The organism is Bradyrhizobium sp. HKCCYLS3077 (assembly GCF_051167555.1).
GTDB lineage: Bacteria > Pseudomonadota > Alphaproteobacteria > Rhizobiales > Xanthobacteraceae > Bradyrhizobium.
In genome coordinates this window covers 135,160-154,235 of the sequence record NZ_JBNPTH010000011.1, presented here as the reverse complement: position 1 = coordinate 154,235, position 19,076 = coordinate 135,160, and the positions used below count along the sequence as shown (strand labels likewise).

General features: G+C 67.1%; 20 protein-coding genes and 1 tRNA gene. 5 read left to right on the top strand and 16 right to left on the bottom strand.

Annotation, left to right across the window (positions count from 1 at the left end; translation table 11 throughout):
• Positions 1-3 precede the first annotated feature (3 nt).
• From ACQR0Z_RS33095 to ACQR0Z_RS33080, 4 genes are read right to left on the bottom strand one after another with little or no spacing between them, the layout of a single operon-like run.
• On the bottom strand, positions 4-804 hold the full coding sequence (locus ACQR0Z_RS33095) for an ABC transporter permease (RefSeq protein ID WP_434921425.1): 801 nt from the start codon (positions 802-804) through the stop codon (positions 4-6).
• Positions 801-1,667, bottom strand: coding sequence for an ABC transporter permease (locus tag ACQR0Z_RS33090; RefSeq protein WP_434921424.1), 867 nt, complete (start codon positions 1,665-1,667; stop codon positions 801-803). Before ACQR0Z_RS33090 ends, ACQR0Z_RS33095 begins: the two co-directional genes overlap by 4 nt.
• Positions 1,664-2,743, bottom strand: coding sequence for an ABC transporter ATP-binding protein (locus ACQR0Z_RS33085; RefSeq protein ID WP_434921423.1), 1,080 nt, complete (start codon positions 2,741-2,743; stop codon positions 1,664-1,666). The genes ACQR0Z_RS33090 and ACQR0Z_RS33085 overlap by 4 nt, the downstream gene beginning before the upstream one ends.
• On the bottom strand, positions 2,740-3,774 hold the full coding sequence (locus ACQR0Z_RS33080) for an extracellular solute-binding protein (RefSeq protein WP_434921422.1): 1,035 nt from the start codon (positions 3,772-3,774) through the stop codon (positions 2,740-2,742). Before ACQR0Z_RS33080 ends, ACQR0Z_RS33085 begins: the two co-directional genes overlap by 4 nt.
• Before the next feature lie 197 nt (positions 3,775-3,971).
• Between ACQR0Z_RS33080 and ACQR0Z_RS33075 the strand changes: the two genes are divergently transcribed.
• A complete protein-coding gene (locus ACQR0Z_RS33075) occupies positions 3,972-4,718 on the top strand; it encodes a GntR family transcriptional regulator (protein WP_434921421.1) in 747 nt (248 codons plus the stop codon).
• A 16-nt stretch (positions 4,719-4,734) separates the two neighbouring features.
• Here ACQR0Z_RS33075 and ACQR0Z_RS33070 read toward each other — a convergent pair whose 3' ends face one another.
• The 3 genes from ACQR0Z_RS33070 to ACQR0Z_RS33060 all read right to left on the bottom strand — a co-directional run bounded on the left by ACQR0Z_RS33070 (position 4,735) and on the right by ACQR0Z_RS33060 (position 8,863).
• The gene (locus ACQR0Z_RS33070; RefSeq protein WP_434921420.1) at positions 4,735-6,330 is read right to left on the bottom strand and encodes a hypothetical protein; all 1,596 of its coding nucleotides are present in this window, start codon (positions 6,328-6,330) and stop codon (positions 4,735-4,737) included.
• A 97-nt stretch (positions 6,331-6,427) separates the two neighbouring features.
• Entirely contained in the window at positions 6,428-7,930 is a 1,503-nt protein-coding gene (locus ACQR0Z_RS33065; protein WP_434921419.1) for a glycosyltransferase, read from the bottom strand.
• Between the two features lie 435 nt (positions 7,931-8,365).
• Positions 8,366-8,863, bottom strand: coding sequence for a YchJ family protein (locus ACQR0Z_RS33060; protein WP_434921418.1), 498 nt, complete (start codon positions 8,861-8,863; stop codon positions 8,366-8,368).
• An 851-nt stretch (positions 8,864-9,714) separates the two neighbouring features.
• On the opposite strand from ACQR0Z_RS33060, the gene ACQR0Z_RS33055 reads away from it, so the two are divergent.
• Both ACQR0Z_RS33055 and ACQR0Z_RS33050 read left to right on the top strand, forming a co-directional pair.
• Positions 9,715-10,362: a hypothetical protein gene (locus ACQR0Z_RS33055; protein ID WP_434921417.1), complete on the top strand. Its 648-nt coding sequence runs from the start codon at positions 9,715-9,717 to the stop codon at positions 10,360-10,362.
• A gap of 527 nt (positions 10,363-10,889) precedes the next feature.
• Complete coding sequence (locus ACQR0Z_RS33050; protein ID WP_434921416.1) at positions 10,890-11,933, top strand: hypothetical protein; 1,044 nt, start codon at positions 10,890-10,892, stop codon at positions 11,931-11,933.
• 18 nt (positions 11,934-11,951) lie between these two features.
• Here ACQR0Z_RS33050 and ACQR0Z_RS33045 read toward each other — a convergent pair whose 3' ends face one another.
• The 4 genes from ACQR0Z_RS33045 to ACQR0Z_RS33030 all read right to left on the bottom strand — a co-directional run bounded on the left by ACQR0Z_RS33045 (position 11,952) and on the right by ACQR0Z_RS33030 (position 13,482).
• A complete protein-coding gene (locus tag ACQR0Z_RS33045; protein WP_434921415.1) occupies positions 11,952-12,299 on the bottom strand; it encodes a carboxymuconolactone decarboxylase family protein in 348 nt (115 codons plus the stop codon).
• Positions 12,300-12,301: 2 nt separating this feature from the next.
• A complete protein-coding gene (locus ACQR0Z_RS33040; RefSeq protein ID WP_434921414.1) occupies positions 12,302-12,826 on the bottom strand; it encodes an RNA polymerase sigma factor in 525 nt (174 codons plus the stop codon).
• Complete coding sequence (locus ACQR0Z_RS33035) at positions 12,823-13,044, bottom strand: YgaP-like transmembrane domain (protein WP_434921413.1); 222 nt, start codon at positions 13,042-13,044, stop codon at positions 12,823-12,825. Before ACQR0Z_RS33035 ends, ACQR0Z_RS33040 begins: the two co-directional genes overlap by 4 nt.
• 102 nt (positions 13,045-13,146) lie before the next feature.
• Positions 13,147-13,482, bottom strand: coding sequence for an MmcQ/YjbR family DNA-binding protein (locus ACQR0Z_RS33030; RefSeq protein ID WP_434860341.1), 336 nt, complete (start codon positions 13,480-13,482; stop codon positions 13,147-13,149).
• Positions 13,483-13,699: 217 nt separating this feature from the next.
• Here ACQR0Z_RS33030 and ACQR0Z_RS33025 point away from each other — a divergent pair, with 217 nt between their 5' ends.
• Complete coding sequence (locus ACQR0Z_RS33025) at positions 13,700-14,308, top strand: hypothetical protein (protein WP_434921412.1); 609 nt, start codon at positions 13,700-13,702, stop codon at positions 14,306-14,308.
• Positions 14,309-14,358: 50 nt separating this feature from the next.
• Here the strand turns inward: ACQR0Z_RS33025 and ACQR0Z_RS33020 are convergent, their stop codons facing one another.
• Positions 14,359-15,102, bottom strand: a complete 744-nt coding sequence (locus ACQR0Z_RS33020) for a DUF7168 domain-containing protein (RefSeq protein WP_434921411.1) — start codon at positions 15,100-15,102, stop codon at positions 14,359-14,361.
• A 166-nt stretch (positions 15,103-15,268) separates the two neighbouring features.
• Positions 15,269-16,600 (bottom strand): ABC1 kinase family protein, encoded by a 1,332-nt coding sequence (locus tag ACQR0Z_RS33015; protein WP_434921410.1) that lies wholly within the window; start codon positions 16,598-16,600, stop codon positions 15,269-15,271.
• Positions 16,601-16,800: 200 nt separating this feature from the next.
• On the opposite strand from ACQR0Z_RS33015, the gene ACQR0Z_RS33010 reads away from it, so the two are divergent.
• Entirely contained in the window at positions 16,801-17,229 is a 429-nt protein-coding gene (locus tag ACQR0Z_RS33010) for a hypothetical protein (protein WP_434921409.1), read from the top strand.
• Between the two features lie 21 nt (positions 17,230-17,250).
• On the opposite strand, the gene ACQR0Z_RS33005 is transcribed toward ACQR0Z_RS33010, so the two are convergent.
• The 3 genes from ACQR0Z_RS33005 to ACQR0Z_RS32995 form a co-directional block, all read right to left on the bottom strand.
• Entirely contained in the window at positions 17,251-18,150 is a 900-nt protein-coding gene (locus ACQR0Z_RS33005) for an HNH endonuclease (protein ID WP_434921408.1), read from the bottom strand.
• A gap of 93 nt (positions 18,151-18,243) precedes the next feature.
• Positions 18,244-18,426 carry a hypothetical protein gene (locus ACQR0Z_RS33000; protein WP_434921407.1) on the bottom strand — a complete coding sequence of 61 codons (183 nt, stop codon included), beginning with the start codon at positions 18,424-18,426 and terminating at the stop codon, positions 18,244-18,246.
• Positions 18,427-18,528: 102 nt separating this feature from the next.
• Positions 18,529-18,618, bottom strand: a tRNA-Ser gene (locus ACQR0Z_RS32995).
• Positions 18,619-19,076: the final 458 nt, after the last annotated feature.

Genomic DNA, 19,076 nt, shown 5'->3' with positions numbered 1-19,076 from the left:
GGATCAATCCGCGGTTCCGGCCATGCGGTGCAGGCCGACCAGCCGATCGCTGATCAGCAGCAGCACCAGCGTGCCGGCCAAGATGAGGGTGGAGAGCGCGGCGAGCGTCGGATCGGGCGCCTCCTCGATATATTGCAGCATGCGGATCGGCAGCGTCTTGGAGCGGACATCGGTGAGGAAGATCGAGACCGGATAGTTGTCGAACGAGGCCAGCAGGCTGAACAGGCCCGAGATCAGGAACGATGGCGCCAGCGCCGGCACCATCACGCGCAGCACGCTGCCGGCATAGGTGCAGCCGAGCGTGCGCGCGGCCTCGATCAAGGTGAAGTCGAAGCGCGACAGGCCGGCGATCATGGTGCGCGCCACGTAAGGGAGGGTCACCACGAGATGCGCCACCAGCAGCGCGCTCCAGGTCGCGGTGAAGCCGATCATGCGGAAATATTGCAGCAGTGCGATGCCGAGCACGAGGCCGGGCATCATCAGCGGCGACACCAAGAGCGTGCCGAGCGCGGTCGCGCCCGGCAGCCTGCCGCGGGCGATCGCGATGGCGGCGAGCGTGCCGGCGACCAGCGACAGCGCGGTCGACAGCAGCGCGATCTGCAGCGACAGCCACAGCGACGGCCAGAAGCCGTCGAGCCGTCCGATGCGGCCATACCAGCGCGTCGATGCGCCTGACAGCGGCAGGTCGAACACCGGCGTCGGCGAGAACGAGGCGGCGGCGATCACGACCAGCGGTAACAGCAGAAACAGCGCGAGCCCGATCGCGAGCACCCAGCAGACGACGATGGCGAGCCGCGACATCATTTCGGCTCCCGCGACAGCATCGTGCTGAGCGCCACGACGATCACCGCGATCGCCAGCAGCACGACGCCAGCGGCGGCGCCGAAGCCGGGCTCGCGCGCCAGCAGATAGGCTTTCGCAATGGTGGTGGCGAGCGTCGGGTATTTCTCGCCGATCAAGAGCGTCGGCACGACATAGGCGGACACCGAGAGCGAGAACACCAGCGCCACGCCGGCGATGATGCCGGGCAGTGTCAGCGGCAGGATGACACGGACAAACACGACGAGCGGCGAGGCGCCGAGCGTCGCCGCGGCCTCCGCATATCGGCCGTCGAGCTGCGCCACGACGGCGTAGATCGGCAGCACCATGAACGGCAGGAAGATGTTGACGGCGCCGACGATGAGCGCGGTCTGGGTGAAGATCATCCGGATCGGATCCTCGATGATCCCGAGCGCGATCAGCACGGTGTTGATCAGGCCATCGCTGCGCAGCAGGATGGTCCAGGCGAAGGCCTTGACGATGACGGAGGCCGCAAGCGGCAGGAATAGAGTGGCGAGCAGGATCGAGCGCAACGGCCCGCGCGCACGCGCGAGCGCGAAGGCCGCGGGATAGGAGACGAGGAAGGCGATCAATGTCGTCAGCAGGCCGAGCCGCAGCGAGTTCCAGATCACGCCGAGATAATAGGGCGTGCCGAGCAGCCGAACATAATGTGCAACGGTGAGGCCGCCCTTCGGGTCGAGCACGCTGACGCCGAGCAGCAGCGCCAGCGGCAGCACGAAGACCAGCGCTGTTATCAGCACCGAAGGCGCGACGAAGCCGAACGCGGCGAGCCGCTCGCGATCCGGCGCGGGCTTGACGACGGGCGCCGGCAGCACGGCGTCGGTCATGGCGATGCCTCCGCGGCGAAGGCGAAGGTCTCGGCGACCGGCCAGGCGAAGCGGACCTCGTCATGGACGCGCGGCAGCTCCGCCTCGCGCCCGGAGAGTTCGGCCAGCAGGCTCGCGCCGGCCCCGGCGTCGACATCGACGAGAGTCCGCGAGCCCTGGAACACGACCGATCGCACGCGGCCGGCCGCGGAGTTCGCGCCATCGACAGCACCGAGACGCAGTTGCTCCGGCCGTGTCGCCACGATCACCGACGCGCCCGGCTGGAACGCGCCGCGCGCCGAGAGACGGCCGACAGGCGTAACGACGTCGACCATGCCATCCTGACCGCCAACCACCTGTCCCGCGATGCGCGTCGACAGGCCGACGAAGTTCAGCGCGAACAGGCTGGCCGGTCGCGCATACAGCTCGCGCGGCTCGGCGAGCTGCTCGATGCGGCCCTTGTTCATGACCGCGACGCGGTCCGACATCGTCAGCGCCTCGTCCTGGTCATGCGTCACGAAGATCGCGGTCGCCTTCACCTCCTGCAGCAGGCGGCGCAGCTCGACCTGCATCTCCTCGCGCAGCTTGCGATCGAGCGCCGACAGCGCCTCGTCGAACAGCAGCACGTCCGGCTCGACCGCAATGGCGCGCGCCAGCGCGACACGCTGCTGCTGGCCGCCCGACAGCGCCGAGATGCGGCGGCTGCCGAGATGGCCGAGCTTGACCAGCGAAAGCGCCCTCTCGACCGCGCGCCCGATCTCGGCCTTCGGCGTGCCGCGCACCTTCAGGCCGAACGCGACGTTGCCGGCGACAGTGAGATGCGGAAACAGCGCGTAGCTCTGGAACACGACGCCGACATTGCGCCGGTGCGGCGGCACATGGGTGACGTCGCGGCCGGCGAGCGCGATCGTGCCGCCGTCCGGCGGCGCGAGGCCGGCGATCGCGCGCAGCAGCGTGGTCTTGCCGCAGCCGGAGGGCCCGAGCAGCGTGACCAGCTCGCCGCGGCGGATCGTGAGATCCACGCGGTCGAGCACGGTCGCGGCGCCGAAACGCTTGGAGACTGCGCTGATGACGAGATGCGGCGCGGCCTCGCTCATGTCATCTCCTTGCTCCAGCGGTCGACCCAGCCGGCGCGGTTCTTGGCGATGAAGGCCCAGTCGGGCGCAAACAACGTCGCAGGATCGGGATAGCCGGCGGGAAGCGGCGTCGCCTGGTTGGTCGGCGCGATGAAGGCCGTCTTGGCCAGGATGCTCTGCGCTTCCGGGCTGAGATAGAAGTCGATCACGGCGTCGGCGAGATCTCCGGCCGGCGCGCCCGTCACCTTGGCGATGCCCGACGGCATCGAGAAGCCGCCGTCCTTCGGGATCGCGAGATCGACCGGCGAGCCGTCCGCTTTCCGGATCAATGTGTAGGCCGAGAACTGGCCGCCGATCATCCAGGCCTCGCCCTGCTCCAAGAGATTGATGGCCTGCGGCGCATTCGTGTAGACGTTCAGCAGATTGGCCTTCAGGCTCTTGATCTTCTTGAAGCCGGCGTCGATGTCGTATTGCGCTTCCTTGTAGGGCTTGCCGGTCTCGAGATGCGCGGCCGCCAGCAACGTCCAGAACCCTTCGGTGTTGGACAGCGACGGCACCACGATCTTGGAATCGTATTTCGCGTCCCACAGCTCGGCCCAGCTCACCGGCGGCGTCTTCACGCGCTTGGTGGAGTAAGCGATGCCGGCCCACGGCTTCTGGTAGTTGGCCCACATGCCGTCCTGGTGCACGGCGTCGCCGACCAGCTTGCCGAGATTGGGAATTGATGAGGACGACATCTTGGTGATCAGGCCTTCGGCCGCCGCGGGCAGCATCACCGGATCGTCCATGATCACGACCGAGATCTTCGGGCTCCCCTTGTCGGCCTGCATCTTCTGCAGATTGGTCAGCGAGTTCGTGCCCTCGTACAGCACCTTGCAGTCGAGCTTCTTCTCCAGCACCGGAAACAAATCGGCGTTGAAATATTTGGCGGCGCCGGCGGGACCGCCGATCACGATCTCTTTCGGGGCGGCGCGCACCAGCGCGGGCGCGGCGAAACTGGCGGCGAAGGCCGCACCGGTCTTGAGAAGGCTGCGGCGGGAGTAGGCATGCATGAGGAGATCCCGTGTGAGCTGTCGCGTGGCTTGTACCGGCAGATCAGCAAGCGCCGTGCCAAATGTGCACATTTTTTATTTATCAGTTTTGTCAGAAGCTTGCGTGCTTCCCCCATTCGCCGCGCTGCCCGGCGCGAGGCAGAATGTGCACATTTTTTGGAGATGACCTGCCGCGCCTTTGGGCCTAGCAGTGGCGCATGACGATCGGAGCGCAGCGAATCGGAAAGGCCAATCCCGCCGAGGACGAGGCGGTGTATCAGGCCATTCTGCGCGCGCTGCTGGAAGGCAAGCTGAAGGCCGGCACCAAGCTCGCCGAGACGCCGCTGGCGTCGATCTTCGGCGTGTCGCGCGAGCGCATCCGGAAAGTCCTGCACCGGCTCGGCGCGGAGCGGCGGCTGGAGATGATCCCGAACCGCGGCGCCCGGGTGCCGCGGCCGACACTGGAGGATGTCAGGCGGGTCTATGAGGCGCATCGGGTGCTCGAGGCCGGTGTGCTCAGCCAATTGGTGCTGCGGATCGACGATCTCCTGCTCGCCCGCCTCGACGCGCATCTGGCCGAGGAGCGCGCCGCCGCCCAGCGTGGCGACCGCGCCGCCTCGGTGCGGCTGTCGGGCGCGTTTCATGTCCATCTGGTCGATGCGCTCAGCAATCCCGAATTGTCGCGCATGCTCGGCGATCTGCTCAGCCGCTCCTCGGTGATGGTCTCGGTGTACGAGCCGGCGGCGCAGTCGATCTGCGCGGTCGACGAGCACGGCGCCATCGTCGCGGCGCTACGCGACCGCGACCTCTTGCGCGCCATCGCAGTGTCGCGCGAGCATTTCCTGCATGTCGAGGGCCGGCTGCGGCTCGACGCAACCGAAAGCGCGGAGAGCGAGGATCTCGCGGCGATCTTCGCACCGGTCAAGCCGCTGCGGCGCAAGACGCGATCGGCGCAATCGGGCTGACCGCACCGGCGCATGTTCAGGTCCTCGACGGACCGCTCGGCGCGCACCAGGGCAGCGCCAGCCGCGGCAAATAGTAGCCGTTCCATTCGCAGATCGTCTCGGGGCCCTGGCGCTTCAGCGCCATCTTGACCGGCTCGGCCTGGCTGATGGCGACATGCAGCACCAACAGCGTGGCGCCGATCGGATAGGCGAAGCGGGACAGGCGCAGGTCGATCAGGCGATCGAGCAGGATCATGCCGGCGATGATGATCAGCGGATCGGTGAAGACGAAGTACTCGACCTTCAGGCCGCGGCGGACGCCGAGCGTGTCGATGCCGATCGCGGCGAGCATCAGCAGCGTGGCCTGCAGCGCAGTCTGCCGCTCGCCGCGTCTGATAGCGACGGCGATGCCGGGGATGATCAGCCAGGTCAGGAACACGGTGGGCCGGGCCGACGATTGCAGGATGAAGGTGTAACGCCTGATCACGCCGAGCACGCCGGACAGCAGCAGGCCGATGGCGCCACTGATGCTGCCGGCCGCCTCGGGCGCGTCGACATAGGTGATCATCTTCTCCAGCGGATTGAGCACCACGACGACATCATTGAGGTCGTAGCTGAGATCGAGCGACAGCAGGCCCAGGCTGGCGCCCGCCACGGTCATGAGCAGGGCGGCGATCGTCTCGGCCGCGCTCACGCGCCACAGCCGGGCGTACAGCACCATGCAGGCGGCGATGACCCCGAGCAGAGCGACCTGATAGACGCCGAAACGTCCCAGCAGCAGCGGCTTCAGTCCGGCGGCGCTGGCGTTGGCCGGCGCAAGGCCGGTGGCGAGCAGGGGCCATGCGGCGACCGCCGCGATGATCGCCAAGACGGCCGCGGCCAGCACGGCCGCCCAGGCCCGCGACGTCCGCCAGAACGCGACGCTGGCACTCGTCTCGCAGCCGAACGGTAGCAAGAGAACGGGGATCGCGGCGATGAGCAGGATCGCATGCACCTTGTTGGTGAGCCCGAGCATGCAGAGCAGCGCGGCCAGTCCGACCACGAGCGGGCGCGCGGGACCGGCGCGGCGCGCGGCGATGATCAGCAGCATCAAAGCGAGGATGCAGAACGACGCCGCGATCATCTCGCTGCGCAGGATGCGCAGATGCATCTGCACGCCGCCGGAGAATGCGAAGGCGGTCACGGCGAGCATGGCGATGCGCCAGTCCGACACGAGACGGCGCGCCAGAGCGGCGAAAGCGATGAGAATGCCGCTCGCGGTGAGCAGCGCGGCGACGCGCCCGGCATGGACCGCGGATGTCATCGCCGCATCGAAGGCAGTGCGGTCCGACGCAGGCGGGATCGCCGACAAGGTCCAGGCGTCGAGCAGGCCAAGACGGTGAAGACCGGCGAACCAGGCCTTGACCGAGAGGATGGTGAGGTAGGCCGGGTGATCGAAGAACGCCTGCGCGCCGCCGTCGTTCATGGCGAGCGCGTTGTAGATCACCATGAAGTCCATGTCGGCATTGCGCCAATAGACGGTGAAATAGCCGGCGGCGACGAACGAGACGATGGAGATCAGCAGCACGATCGCGACGCCGCCGCGCCAGCCGAACGGGGTCAGGCGGTCGAGCGCGTCCTTGCTCTTGATCATGCCGACATCGCACAACCGGGGCGAGCGAGCGCACCGCGAACGACGCACGATGTCACGTCCAACCGCGACGGTGTCGCGCGCATCGCGCCCGCCATGCTCAGATCGCCTTGATCTTGAAGAACGCGAACACGACCATCTTCAACAGCATCCAGCCGTGGCGGAAGCGGGAGATCTGGGTCTCGCCGTAGCTGCGCGCGGCGTATCGGATCGGCAGGTCGATGGTCTTGAGGTTCAGTTTCGAGGCGCCGAAGATCAGGTCGAAGTCGCCGAACGGATCGAAATCGCCGAAATAGGCCTTGCCGGCCTTGAGCCTGAGATAGTCGCTGCGACGGAGCACCTTGGTGCCGCACAGCGTGTCGGTGTAGCGCTGGTTCAACAGCCAGGAGAACAGATAGGAGAACGTCTTGTTGGCGATCAGGTTGAGGAAGCGCATCGCGCCCTCGTCCATCGGATAGACCAGGCGCGAGCCGTTGATGAACTCGCCCTTGCCCGAGCGCAGCGCCTCGAAGAATTTCGGCAACTGCTCCGGCGGCATCGTGAGGTCGGCATCGAGAATCATCAGCACGTCGCCGCGGGCGGCGTCGAACGCGGTGAACACCGCATCCGCCTTGCCCTTGCCGGGCTGGCGCATCAGCTTGATGTCGTGATTCGGGAACGCTGCGCGGACCCGCTCCATCTCCTCATAGGTGCCGTCCCTGCTGTGGCCCTCGATGAAGATGATCTCGATATCCTGGCAAAACGCGGCGATGCGCTGCACCGCCGGCTCGATGTTGCCGCGCTCGTTGCGCGCAGGGATCACGACGGTGGCCGAGCGGACGTCGTCGCCGACGGCGCGCATCGACCTCGCCACGAGGTAATGCCGCAGCGACAGCGCCCGCAGGCCGGGCAGCACGCTGAGGAAACGGTTGGCGAAGCGGCCGACGCCATAGAGCCGCAGCGGCGACAGCACGCGCTGCTCCGATTTCACCGGATCGAAGTCGGCGAGGACCGCAAGATTGCGCAGATCCGCCGGCGACAGCACGTTCTGCTCCGGCTGCGGCATGCGCCAGCCCATCGCCTCCGCGGCCTTCAGCAGCGGATACCAGAGGTGCGAGAAATAGCCGATGACGAGCCGGGTCTCGCGCGTGCACAGCGGATGCAGCTGTTCGATGAACTGCTGGCAATCATCCAGCGAGCCGATGGTGTCGAGCACCAGGATCGCATCGAACGGGCCGGTGACGGCCGCGAGCGTCGCCGGATCCTCGGCATCGCCGGCGACGAAGGTGAGATCGGGATGGCGGGCGCGCGCGATCGCGATCTGCGCCTCGCTGAAGTCGATGCCGACCCCATAGGACGGCGCCAGCGCGGCCAGGGTATCCCCGAGGCCGCAGCCGATCTCCAGCACGCGGCTGCCCGGCGGGATCAGGAAACGCAGATAGCACTCGTCCTCGCCGTGGAAGAACGCGGCCTTGTCGCGCCAGCCCGCACGCTCGTCCGCGAAGCGGTTGGCGTGGTCGAGGATGGCGGCCTTGCGCGGCGACAAGGCCTGTTGCGCCGGCGTCTGGATTGCTGCAGCCGGCGGTCTCGCGTGCTGCATGACTTCGTCGTCCAACTCCGCCACCTGATACCATCCTCGTTGGGAACTACGTCCTTCTAGGCCAGCCCGGTTGGGCGGAGTCAAGGCGATGCGGAGACGTGCTCCACGATGTTCGCAACGAGGCGCCGCAACAGGACAAACATTCGAAATGATTAGACATCAGCCGGCCACACCAGGGCAGCCGGCATCATCGATGCCGCACCGGACGGGCCCGATCTCTTGCTTCTCGTTCGCGCTCGCAAATGCGAGGGCGCCAGGACCACACGGCTTGACCGTCCGCGAACTGCCGGCCGTCATGCGCAAGCGCACCGGAGAGGCCGCGGCCACGCTCCCCGCCCCCGCGTATCGTGATGACGCTCAGGCCCCTCGGCACGAGAACGAGATACGGGGATCAAACCGCAACTTCTGAACATGCCAACGTGAAATTTCGCCTGTTCCGAACCGAACGCCCAGCGCAGCTCAACGCCCGCAGCAGAATTTGTATTTCTTCCCACTGCCGCATGGACATGGCTCGTTGCGTCCGACCTTGGCCGGCGCAGCTGCCCGCTTCGGCTCGCTGACCACCGCCCGCGTCTCGCCCTCGACGAAGCGCCAGGCGCCGTCACCATCGCGACGGAATTGCGAGACCTCGTGATGCTCGATCGTCTTGCCGCCCTCGCGATAGGTTGCAACGAAGCTGACGACGCCGTCGGCGTCGCCCTCCTGCCCGCGCGCCGTCGAGACCACGCGGAGCCCGAGCCAGGTCGCGCGCGTCGCCCAGCCCTTCGCGGCGGCGGCATCGAAGGCGCCGCGCCGGTCGGCCGCGAGCGTGGCAGCAATGTAATCGATGTCGCCGCGCGTATAGGCCGTGTAGCGCGAGCGCATCAGGGCTTCAGCGGTTGGCGGCGAGACATCGCCATTCAGATAGGGACCGCAGCAGCGATCGAAGGGAAGCGGTGATCCGCAGGGGCATTGCATCGCGCGAGGCTAGCACTGATGCGGCGCGATGAGAATCGAGGGCCGATGGCGACGCATCGGTGGCGGCAGTCGTCACCGGCGGCTTTGCCCTCAACAGATGGCGCCGCGTGATACCAAATATCTCCAGAGGTGCGAACCGGCTGCGAATTTGGCCGTCATTCCGGGGCAATCGTCGGTGCGCCGCGAAGCGCCTGCGCATTGACGATTGAACCCGGAATCTCGAGATTGTTGAGAACGGTCGCAAGCCAATCTCGGGATTCCGGGTTCAAGGCCTACCGGCCTTGCCCCGGAATGACGGGGGATGTGGCGTAGAATAACAAATAGCTTGGGGACCCGCATCTTGAACAGCATCGTGACCAGATGGGCCGCGGCAGCCCTTGCGCTGGTCGCCCTCCACGCCGGTCATGGCTCGGCGACGGAGCCGCCGCGTGCCAAACCGGACGCGCGGATCCAGCGCGCCGTCTTTGCCGACGAACGGCTCTGGCTGCTCAGCAGTGGCGGCCGGCTGTCAAGCATCGCGGAAGGCGGCCAGCGGACTGACGTGGCGACGCCGGATCGGGTGATGACGCTGTTCGTGCAGGATGGGCGGGCAGCGATCGTGACCTGCCCCTGGGCGTCCTACGCACCACTCGTGCCGAACGGACGGTGGACGGTGCGCCGCTGGAGCGACAACGATTGGCAGGTTGTTGCCGAAATCGTGTCGCGGGGAGATGCGCTGGTGGCCGCGGCTTCAAACATTGTGCTAACCGACAGTCGATTGATCGATTGTCACCGACGGACAACAATCCGAGACGGCTCTCACCCTGCCGTTCTCCGCCATCTCGCAGCCGCTGTTCGATCCGTCGAAGCCATTGGACGAGCAGCAAGCCCAAGCGGCCTTTCCCTTTCCGCTGACCTACCTTTACCAGCTCGGATCAGGCCGCGCGAAGCCGCTGAAGCACTGGCCGGTCGAGGCCGTCCTGGTCACGCCGGAATATGTCTTCGTCGGCTACAACGCGGGCGAGTTTGGCGGTGGCCTGCAGCGGATCGATCGCGCGACCGGTGTGGTGTCCGATGTCGGCCGGCTCGACTCCCCTGTGAATGGCATCGCCACCGTGCCCTGGAAGCCGGACTGTGTCGCAGCCGCGATCGGCCTCATACACATGTTCGCATCTGGACAGCTCGTGGAGGTCTGCCACGACCAGGTTCGGCTGCTCTACGAACGCCAAATCCCGGAGCAGATCGTCAGAGACACGAATGGGCGGATCGGATCGATTCCGCAGCACACGACCGCCTTCTTCGGGCTGCAGCGTCAAGGTGAGGATCTGCTCGCAGTGGGCCATGACGGCCTTTACCGGATCGGCCCAGGCGACCGCGCCCAACCCATCCCGCTGCCGGAGTTCAAGAAGGTCGCCGGGGCCGGCGTCAGCTTCGCCATTGCAAACGTCGTACTCGTGCTGACAACCGTCAACGAACGTCACTCCCTCAGTGGCAGCACACCCATACTTGTCCCGCGCTAGCCAGCACAACGCCTCGGCGATGACCTCGGACGACGTTAATCGGTCGCGGCCATGACGTTTCGTTCGATGATCGCACGCGACTGCCGCTTGCGCGCGTAAGTCCGGACCCCGACGCGATTGCTCAGCTGCCGGTTGTGACTCCAAAGACGCAGGTCGCCACTCTTCACAACTGCTGTTCGCCCTACACGCGCCACGCGGTTTCGAAACCGGCGAATCCGTGTTAACCATTGGTTAAGAACAAGGGTGTTGGGCGCACGGCTGACCTGCCCGGCCCCGCGCGACCAAAACTTTCCGGGCGCCGCCTCATTACGTGGCGCCTGCGACCGCAGCCCACCGCATCATCGGCGGTGCGGGCGCGTGAGACGCCAACGATTTCTTCGCGCGACGCCAGCCAGGCCGCAAGAAACTGGGCTCGCCTTTCTCGGGCCGCTGCTCACCTCCCGATTTGATGTGCCCCGATGCCGGCGCGATGAGCGTTGCGTGCAAACGCAGACTCGTGCCCATCGCCAACCGCTGGAGCAGCCCCGATGGCTGAAGAGTCCGTCGCGTCGATCATTCCCTGGCGAGAGCCGAAGACCGCCAAGCCGCGCCCGAAGCGTCCCAAGGCCGTCAAGCCGCGCCCCAAGGCGGAGAAGGCCGACAAATCCGATAAGATCAGAGCCGCGCTCGACGACGAGATGCTGGCGTCCGAGACGTTGATCATGCCGGACTTCCTGGAGCTCGTGAACGAGCCCGCGAAGGCGCCGGCAAGAACGCCCGCTGTCGCGGAGACGCCACGGACGGAAGCCGCCGCCAGCGCCGCCGCCGCGGCGATCTCCGCGCCGGTGCCGCCTGCCGCGGTGGCGCCGCGCGAGACGGCATCGCCGATCGACGGCGAGATCGTCCCAGCCACCGCGCCCATCGCGCCGGCCAAGATCGAACGCCCGCGCCTCACCGTCTCCTCGGTGCTGCTGCAGCTTTCCGCGCTCGCGCTGGCGGCTGTCGGCATGGCCATGAACGGCTGGTTCGCGCATTCGCTGGGGTCGAACAGCACCGCTGGCACCATGTTTCTCGCGATCGGCGTGACCGCCGATCTCGTCGCACTGGTGATGCCGACCTGCACCGCGCGGCTGTGGCATGCGCGGCACCGCGCCTCGGCGCTGGCCGGCTGGACGGTGTGGCTGATGACCTTCGTGTTCGCGCTGACCGCGGGCATCGGCTTCGCCTCCACCAACATCAGCGACGTGACCTTGGCGCGCGCCTCGCGCGTGACGCCGGCCATCCAGACCGCGCAGACCGCGCTGAACGATGCGATGGCCGCGCGCGACCGCGAGTGCAAGGGCGGCGTCGGCAAGTTCTGTCGCGAGCGCGAGGCCGCCGTGGCGGAGCGCCGCCAGGCGCTGGACGCGGCGATGGCCACGGTGAGCCAGACCGCCGATCCGCAGACCCAGGCTGCGATCAAGCTGGTGGCGTGGGTCACGCAAGGGCGGCTGACGCCGTCCGCGGACGATTTCGCGATGCTGCGCCTGATTCTGCTGGCGCTGCTGCCGCAACTCGGCGGCATCCTGCTGATGGTGGGGCGGCGGGTGTGAGATCGACGGCAAGACCGCTCAGCCCTTCTCTTTGAGCGCGTTCCCGTCGAACAGCCGCAGGGCGAGCAGCGCATGCGCCAGCGTGCCGCCGGCGCGCACGGCGGCCGCGATCATCGCGGTCTCCGCCAACTCCTCGCGCGTGGCGCCCGCCTTGACGGCCGCCGCGGTGTGCACGTCGAGGCAGTAGGCGCATTGCGTGGTCAGCGCCACCGCGAGCGAAATCAGCTCGCGATATTTCGGCGGAATGGCGCCGTCGGCGCGTTCGCAGGCGTGATTGAAGGCCAGGAACGCCTTGGCCTCGGTCGGTGCCAGCGCCACCAGTTGGGGCACCGACTGGATGTCCGACGGCTTCTGATAGTCGGTCATGATCAGCCTCCGAGATATTCGCGCAGCAACTGGCGGGCGCGATGCAGGCGCGCCTTGGTGGCCTGCCGGGACAGGCCGAGACGGCTCGCGATCTCGTCGATCGTCATTTCCTTGAGATCGCGCATCAGCACCACGTCGCGATAATGCGGCGGCAGCGATTCGAAGGCGGCGGCGAGATCGAGCCGCAGTTCGGCCTCCGGCTGCGCGTCCAGACGCGCAACAAGGGCGTCGTCATCGGCATCGTTGATCAGGCCAAACTGCCGCGACAGCCGCATGCATTCACGGCGGACCACGCGATAGAGCCATGACGACAGCGCCGCGACCGCGCGAATGCGGCCGATATGCCGCGACAGCAGCCACAGCGCCTGCTGGGCGGCGTCCTCGGAATCGGCCGAGCTCCGGCACGACGCCCGGGCATAGCGGCGGATGTCCGGCTGCGTCAGCGTCAGCAGGCGCACCATGGCGTCACGATCGCCGAGCCGGGCGGCCTCGAAGGTGGTCTCATCGGTGATCGGCATCGCGCTCATGACCGGCCGCCTCTCGCAGTCTCCGTGCCGATGCCGGTGACGGCGCAGACCGGACAATAGCCGACCGCCCCTGACAGCGCGAAGGCGACGCCACCCGCCGCCGCCAGCCAGGCCGCCGCTCCGCTCAGGGCCGTGACCGCCACCGCGGCCGCGCCGAGCCCGAGGGCGAGCCGGGCCCATCGATGCGGCCGTGCCAAATTCCTGCGAACCCATGCCATGACAATCCCTCCGCTGTGATCGAGACCGATGTCTCGGCGCATAAGAGGCGGCGAACGGCGCAAGGGATTCGCGACAGGGACGATTTTTTTCGACCGGCGCAGTCAGCGCGTCTTTCTGGATCGCGACCGCTGCGGCGGATGTGCCGCGCGCCACGCGCTGTCGAGCACGGTCCGCAGCAGACCGGCATCGGCTTCCGCCAGCGTCACCGTGGTCCAGCCCTGGTCGCCCCACTTGTTCGGCACGCGGCGGAACACTCCCGGCTGCAGGCCGGCATAATGCTCCTGCTCGTCCGGCGTCAGCAGCACATTGGCGGACGCGCCATCGGCGGCGAGCGTGGCGAACGTCCGGTGCAGCTTGAACGCCGTGCGCTCGAAATGCGGCGCGGCTGTCGTGCCGGCGAACGACAGAGCAAGGGTGCGGAACTCGGAGCCGGTCATTGCGACTGTCCTCGTGACACGGGCGTCGAGCGATGATGGCATTGGTCGGCCTGCGCGAGCCAGGGCCATTTCACCGCGGAGACGCATCGGCGGACGGCGATGGCGCATCCGTGGGGCACGAAGACGTGAACGCCTGGACCGCGCTGCTTTGATGCATATCAAAACGATACGGTAACGTTTCCCTAGGCTCGGCGTTAGACCATCGAGGGAGAGCGAGATGCCGGAACAAACCACCCTGAACCTCACCCTGAACTGGGCGCGCGAGCGTCTCCACGAGATGGATGCAGCGCTGGCCTCGCTTGCGGTGAGCGCCCCGCAGGCCGAGGCGGCCGCCAAGGTCAAGGCGGATGACCTGCTCGCCGACCTCAAGAAGCGCCGCAGCGATCTCGAAGCCCTGCTGAAGACCCATGCGGAGGCCGGCGAAGCCGCACTGGCCGGCGCGAAGACCGAGCTCGATGCCCACTGGGCCGGCTTCGAGGCGCAGATGAAGGCCTATTTCGACGGCGCCGGACAGCAGGCCGAACAATATCAGGCGACGTTCAAGGACATCGCGGCCGCGCAGGCCAAGGCCTGGAGCGACTCGGCCGAGCGGTTGCGCGAGGCCGCGACCAAGGCCGCGGCGATCGGCACGACCGATCTCGATGCCGTGCTGAAGCAGCTCAAGACCGACGCCGCGGCGGCCGGCGCCCATCTCGACACGCTGAAGCAGACGGGCAGCGCGTCCTGGTCGGTGCTCAGCGCCGCGCTCGGCGAATCCCGCAAGGCCTTCGACCAAGCCAACCAGGCCGCGTGGACGGCGCTGAAAGGGGCCGGCACGAAGAATTGAGGCGGCGCGGTGCGCGCCAACTCCATGGCGCCGCATCGCGCGAGGCCCCATCAACCTCGCTTCGCCTTGCCGGCTGGCTGCGCGTGATCGACTCCCGGATTGATGGCTAGCGTCGCGCCGGCGGCGCCGCCGGCCTCGTACGCGTCCATCGACACCATCCGGCTCGCGCTGCGCGCGGACCGCAGCTTCAGGTCGAGCTTGCCAAATTCGGCGTCGACCACCGACGTCTTGAGCACGACCAGACCGCGGCCGGTGGTTTCGTTGGCCTGGTCGCGGCTCTTCTTCATCGCGACCAGCCGGTCGCCGATCGAGGTGATCATGCCGAGCGCGAACGACGCGTTGGCGAGATGCCGGTCCTGGTGCCGGAAACGGGCATAGTCCGTCGAGGTCTTGTAGCGGCCGAGCTCGGCGCGCACCGCGCCGTCGATCAGCTCGGCGAGATAATGCGCGACCTCGATGTCCGCGGGCAGGCCGAAGAACACGTAAGCGGCCTCGCCGGCGGCGTTCTTCTCGCGCCAGACCCGGCAGTCGCAGAACAGCGCGATCGCGCCGATGCAATCGTCGAGCGGGATGCGCTTCTTGCGATGGGTCTCATAGACCTTGCGCTCGCATTGCGAGGCCCTGAGCTCGATGTCGGACAGCGACAGATCGTGGCGGTCGAGCAACTCGGCGACCTTGGCGGCGGCCGACAATGCCTCGTCCTCGGTGCAGCCATTGGCGATGGTTTTCGCGCGCAGCGCCTGAATACGCGCCTTGAGCTTATCGAGGGCGATGGGATCGAAGGTTGACGTCACCGGTCATATCCGAGAATCGCCGGACCGACGCGCGCGGGACTGGCGGAGAGAAGGAGGAGACTGGTTGTTGCAGGGCGGCTCTCCGGATTCAAGCGCGTCCCTTGCCTTGCGTTGCACGTGGCGCATGTCGCGATCGAGGCCGGCGCCACGGCTTGCCGCCCCGCCGTCATGCCCGGTAGGGCGCGACGCAGGCCGCGCAATCCACTTTCGCGCGCAACTGCGTCGCCAGCAGATAGAGCCCGCCGATCTTGCGGTGGAGGAACAGCGTGTCCGCCGGCGGCACATGCATGAGGTCGCGGTCGAGGCCGAGCGCAAGGCCGCGGTCGCGCAGCTCCGCCAGCAGGTCCTGGCGCGCGAAATCATACGGCCCGCGCTGGCGCAGCGGCGCCATCGCGCGCAGGAACATCTCCACGATGGCGTCCTGGTGGCGCGGCGCCGTCGCCGCGTCGAAATAGCCGATGGTCTGCATCGCGGTGCGGCTCGCCGCGCGGTCGGCGTCGAGCCCGGCCGCCAGCAGCGCGCGGAACGCGGCCTGCAGCTCTGGCGCGATCGGCCTGACAGCGCCGAAGTCCAACAGCACGATGCGTCCGCCGTCCGGCGTGACGCGGAAATTGCCGGGATTGGGATCGGTCTGCATCGCGCCGAACACGAACAGCTCGCGCAAAGTGAGCTCGATCAGCGCCGTCATCGCGGCGTCGCGCCGCGTGGGCTCCGCCGTCGCGAGCGAGGCGATCGGCCGGCTGTCGACGAACGCCATCGCCAGCACCTCCGGCGTCGACAGCGCCGTTACCGGCGTCGGCACCACGAAGCGCGGATCGTTACGCAAAAAATCGCCGAACGCGCTGAGCTGCGCGGCCTCCGCGGCATAATCCGCCTCTGCATGCAGCTGCGCCTTGGCGGCGGACAGCAGCGGCGAGATGTCCATCTCGCGCGGCAGCAGGCCGGGCAGGCGCAGCAGCGCGGCGATGTTGTCGACGTCGCTGTCGATGCTGGCGCGCACGCCGGGATACTGCACCTTGATGGCGAGGCGCTGGCCGTCCAGCGTCTCGGCGCGATGCATCTGGCCGATCGAGGCCGCCGCGAACGGCCGCATCTCGAAGGTTTTGAAGCGCGCGCGCCAGCCGGCGCCCCAGGCCCGCGCCAGCACGCGCTCGAGCTGCGGCGGCGGCATCGGCGGCGCCGCCTCCTGCAGTTGCGCCAGCAGCGCCGCGGCCTCCTTCGGCAGCACCAGGCCTGGATCCAGCGACAGCATCTGCCCGAGCTTCATCGCCGCGCCGCGCAGCCCGGCCAGCCCGCTGGCGAGCCGCATCGCCTGCGCCGGCGCCAGCAGCAGCTCCGGCAGCCCGGGACGCCGCCCCTGCGCGAGCTGCCGCAAGCCATCCGTCACCACGCCACCCGCGATTCCTGCGGCGATCCCACCAAGCCGCAACAGCCGCCCCGGCCGCGACGACGGCACGGCGGCGAAGCGGGGCAACGGGCGGTCGGAGGTCGAACTCATCAGGTGAAACTCCAGGACGAGCGGCAGTGCATGGAGAGAAAACGAGCGAAAGCTGCTTCCAGTTCTCCAATCCGGCGTGATGCCTGGGGAGTGGCCCGCAGAGCTGCGGTCCCGCGGCGCCATGGCGTCCGAGTTGTGCCGGTCGTTCCGCCCTCGGAAGATGAGAGGGCGCGGGGAATGCCGGGCGCTGGCCGCAACCCATGGCCCGCCTGCAGCAAAAAAAGCAGGCGGCAGTCACCACAGGTTCAGCCGAGATCACCCGGCATTCCCCGCGCGATGGTTTTCACGCTTATGTCGCGATCTCCCCGGTGTCCGGCTTGGTAGCCACCGTCGCCTCCCGGATCATCATGACCAGAAGGCTTAGCGCCAGCGTCGGGGCGCCAGGACCACGCGTCTTCACGTCCGCAAGCCTGCCGTTCGTCGGCGAGCATCACACCCGCTGCAGCAAACTCACAGCCACCGCATCACCGGCCCCACGTCTCGTGACGATCGCGAAGCGCCCCTCTCGCAGACCGGGATGGGGAGAGATAAACATACTTTCTGAAAAATGGCAAGTCATTTTCTTTTTAGCGAATTCGCAGTGGGGCCAGACGACCGCCTCCGGCCGTTTGAGGGCGACCTTGCTGTGAGGATCAGTCGATCTTCAGATGTCAGTTCTTGAAACAGTTCTCGCGATGCCAACGCAGAAAATGCGGATGTGGTCGGTCTCCGCCGCGCTCTGGAGCGAACGCGAAACCTGATGCATTGATGAATCCTCGGATGCGATCAACGTCGTTGACGTGCCTCGATATCAGTATGGCGAGATCGTCCCCTAGGCTGACCAAACCTCGGTCAAACATCCAGTGCACTGTGCCCGAAAGTGCCAGGCCGTTGGTTACGAGATCAGGGCCATTCGCCTCGACAGGGCGAATATGAGCCGCATTGACTTCGGCGCGGCCGCCGCCGTTGATCAGCTTCAGCCCGGTCATCGCACAACGCTCGCCGTAGGCCCGAAGCACGATCTTGCGGAACAGGCGATCGCGCACGACACGCGAAGTCAGGCGTTGAATGCGATCGCGCAGCTGTTCGGACACAAGTGGCGGCTGGTCTTCCTCGAATCCGGCCGGGCTATCGGTATCGGGATTCCGCGGCAGTATGGCGCCGCGATCATCCAAGCCACGCTCGATGATACTTTGAAAATCCGACGGCGAGATCGGGCGCACGGCAGCCTGCGCCCGCCCGGAGAGCTTGCCGTGCTCATTGAGCAGGCCGCGTTCGATAGGACTGTTCGCCTCGCTGAAGGAAACCGGGCTGACAAACTCGAGATATGAGCCCGGCTGAATTAGGGCGAGATACATACCGGGCGCCTTGGGATCAGGAATGATCCGCTCAACGCGGGCGATCCCAAAGTAGCCGCGCGTCCCCTGGACCTTCGTGGGCTCAAGGTAGACGATCCAATCTCCGATACTACCCTGGGCGCGCGCCAGGTACTGCTTTGGAAATTGGTACTGCTCCGCCGGGCTGTCATCGTAGATCGAATCGGTCCGGTGCATGAACACGCAGTAGCTCATGCAGGCGAGATTAGCTCGTCTGCAGACGGTGGCAAATTGCAGATGATACGAGACCTAGCCGTGGGCGACGTCTCTGCGCCATCTGCGCGAGGGTTACCGTCGGCCGTGCTTCTGCTTGGCTGGCGTCGCCGCGTCGTCGATACCCGTATCGAAGGCCTGCGTCGCGAACGACCCGCCAGCCTGATAAACGGTAGCCGACACCATCCGGCTCGCGCTGCGCGCAGATCGCAACTTTAGATCGAGCTTGTTGGAGTCGACCAGCGAGGCCTGAAGCATGGCCGGGCCCTGTCGGTGCAGCGTTGAACTCGAGGTCGTAAAGCCACAAATATATTTCGGTCGAGCAGCTCGGCGACCTTGGCGGCGGCGGACAGCGCTAAGTGGCGGAGAGGGAGGGATTCGAACCCCCGATAGGCTTGCACCTATGCCGCATTTCGAGTGCGGTGCATTCAACCACTCTGCCACCTCTCCAGGCGCAAATCAGGGGCGAAGCCCCCGGGTCGGGCGCCGTTCTAGGGCACGGCGGCGGGGGTGACAAGGCGGGGATTGCGATATTTCCCACCGAAATGCGGTGGCTGTGTCATGCGGCGCGCGAGCTACGGCCCGGGCGGCATGGCGCCCCGCCAAGACGGGTGGGACCGCCGTACGCTGACACATATCGGCGGTCCCGTGTCGCTGCATCTTGGGGAAACCGACGGAAGAGACGGGGGTCAATCCGGCCGGCCTGAGCGACGGGCGGACCCTGGAGCATGATAGCGTGCACCGCAACGCAAACCGTTCCTTAACCTAACCAGTCAAGGTTACCGGCCCCGCCCGGCTATCTGATTGGTGGCACGATACTTTTCCGTGCGCCGTGAGGCGCCGCGGCGGCTGCCGCGGAACCCATGTTGCGCAATATGCTGCACCAGCCAGGGGCTGGGCGGATCGCG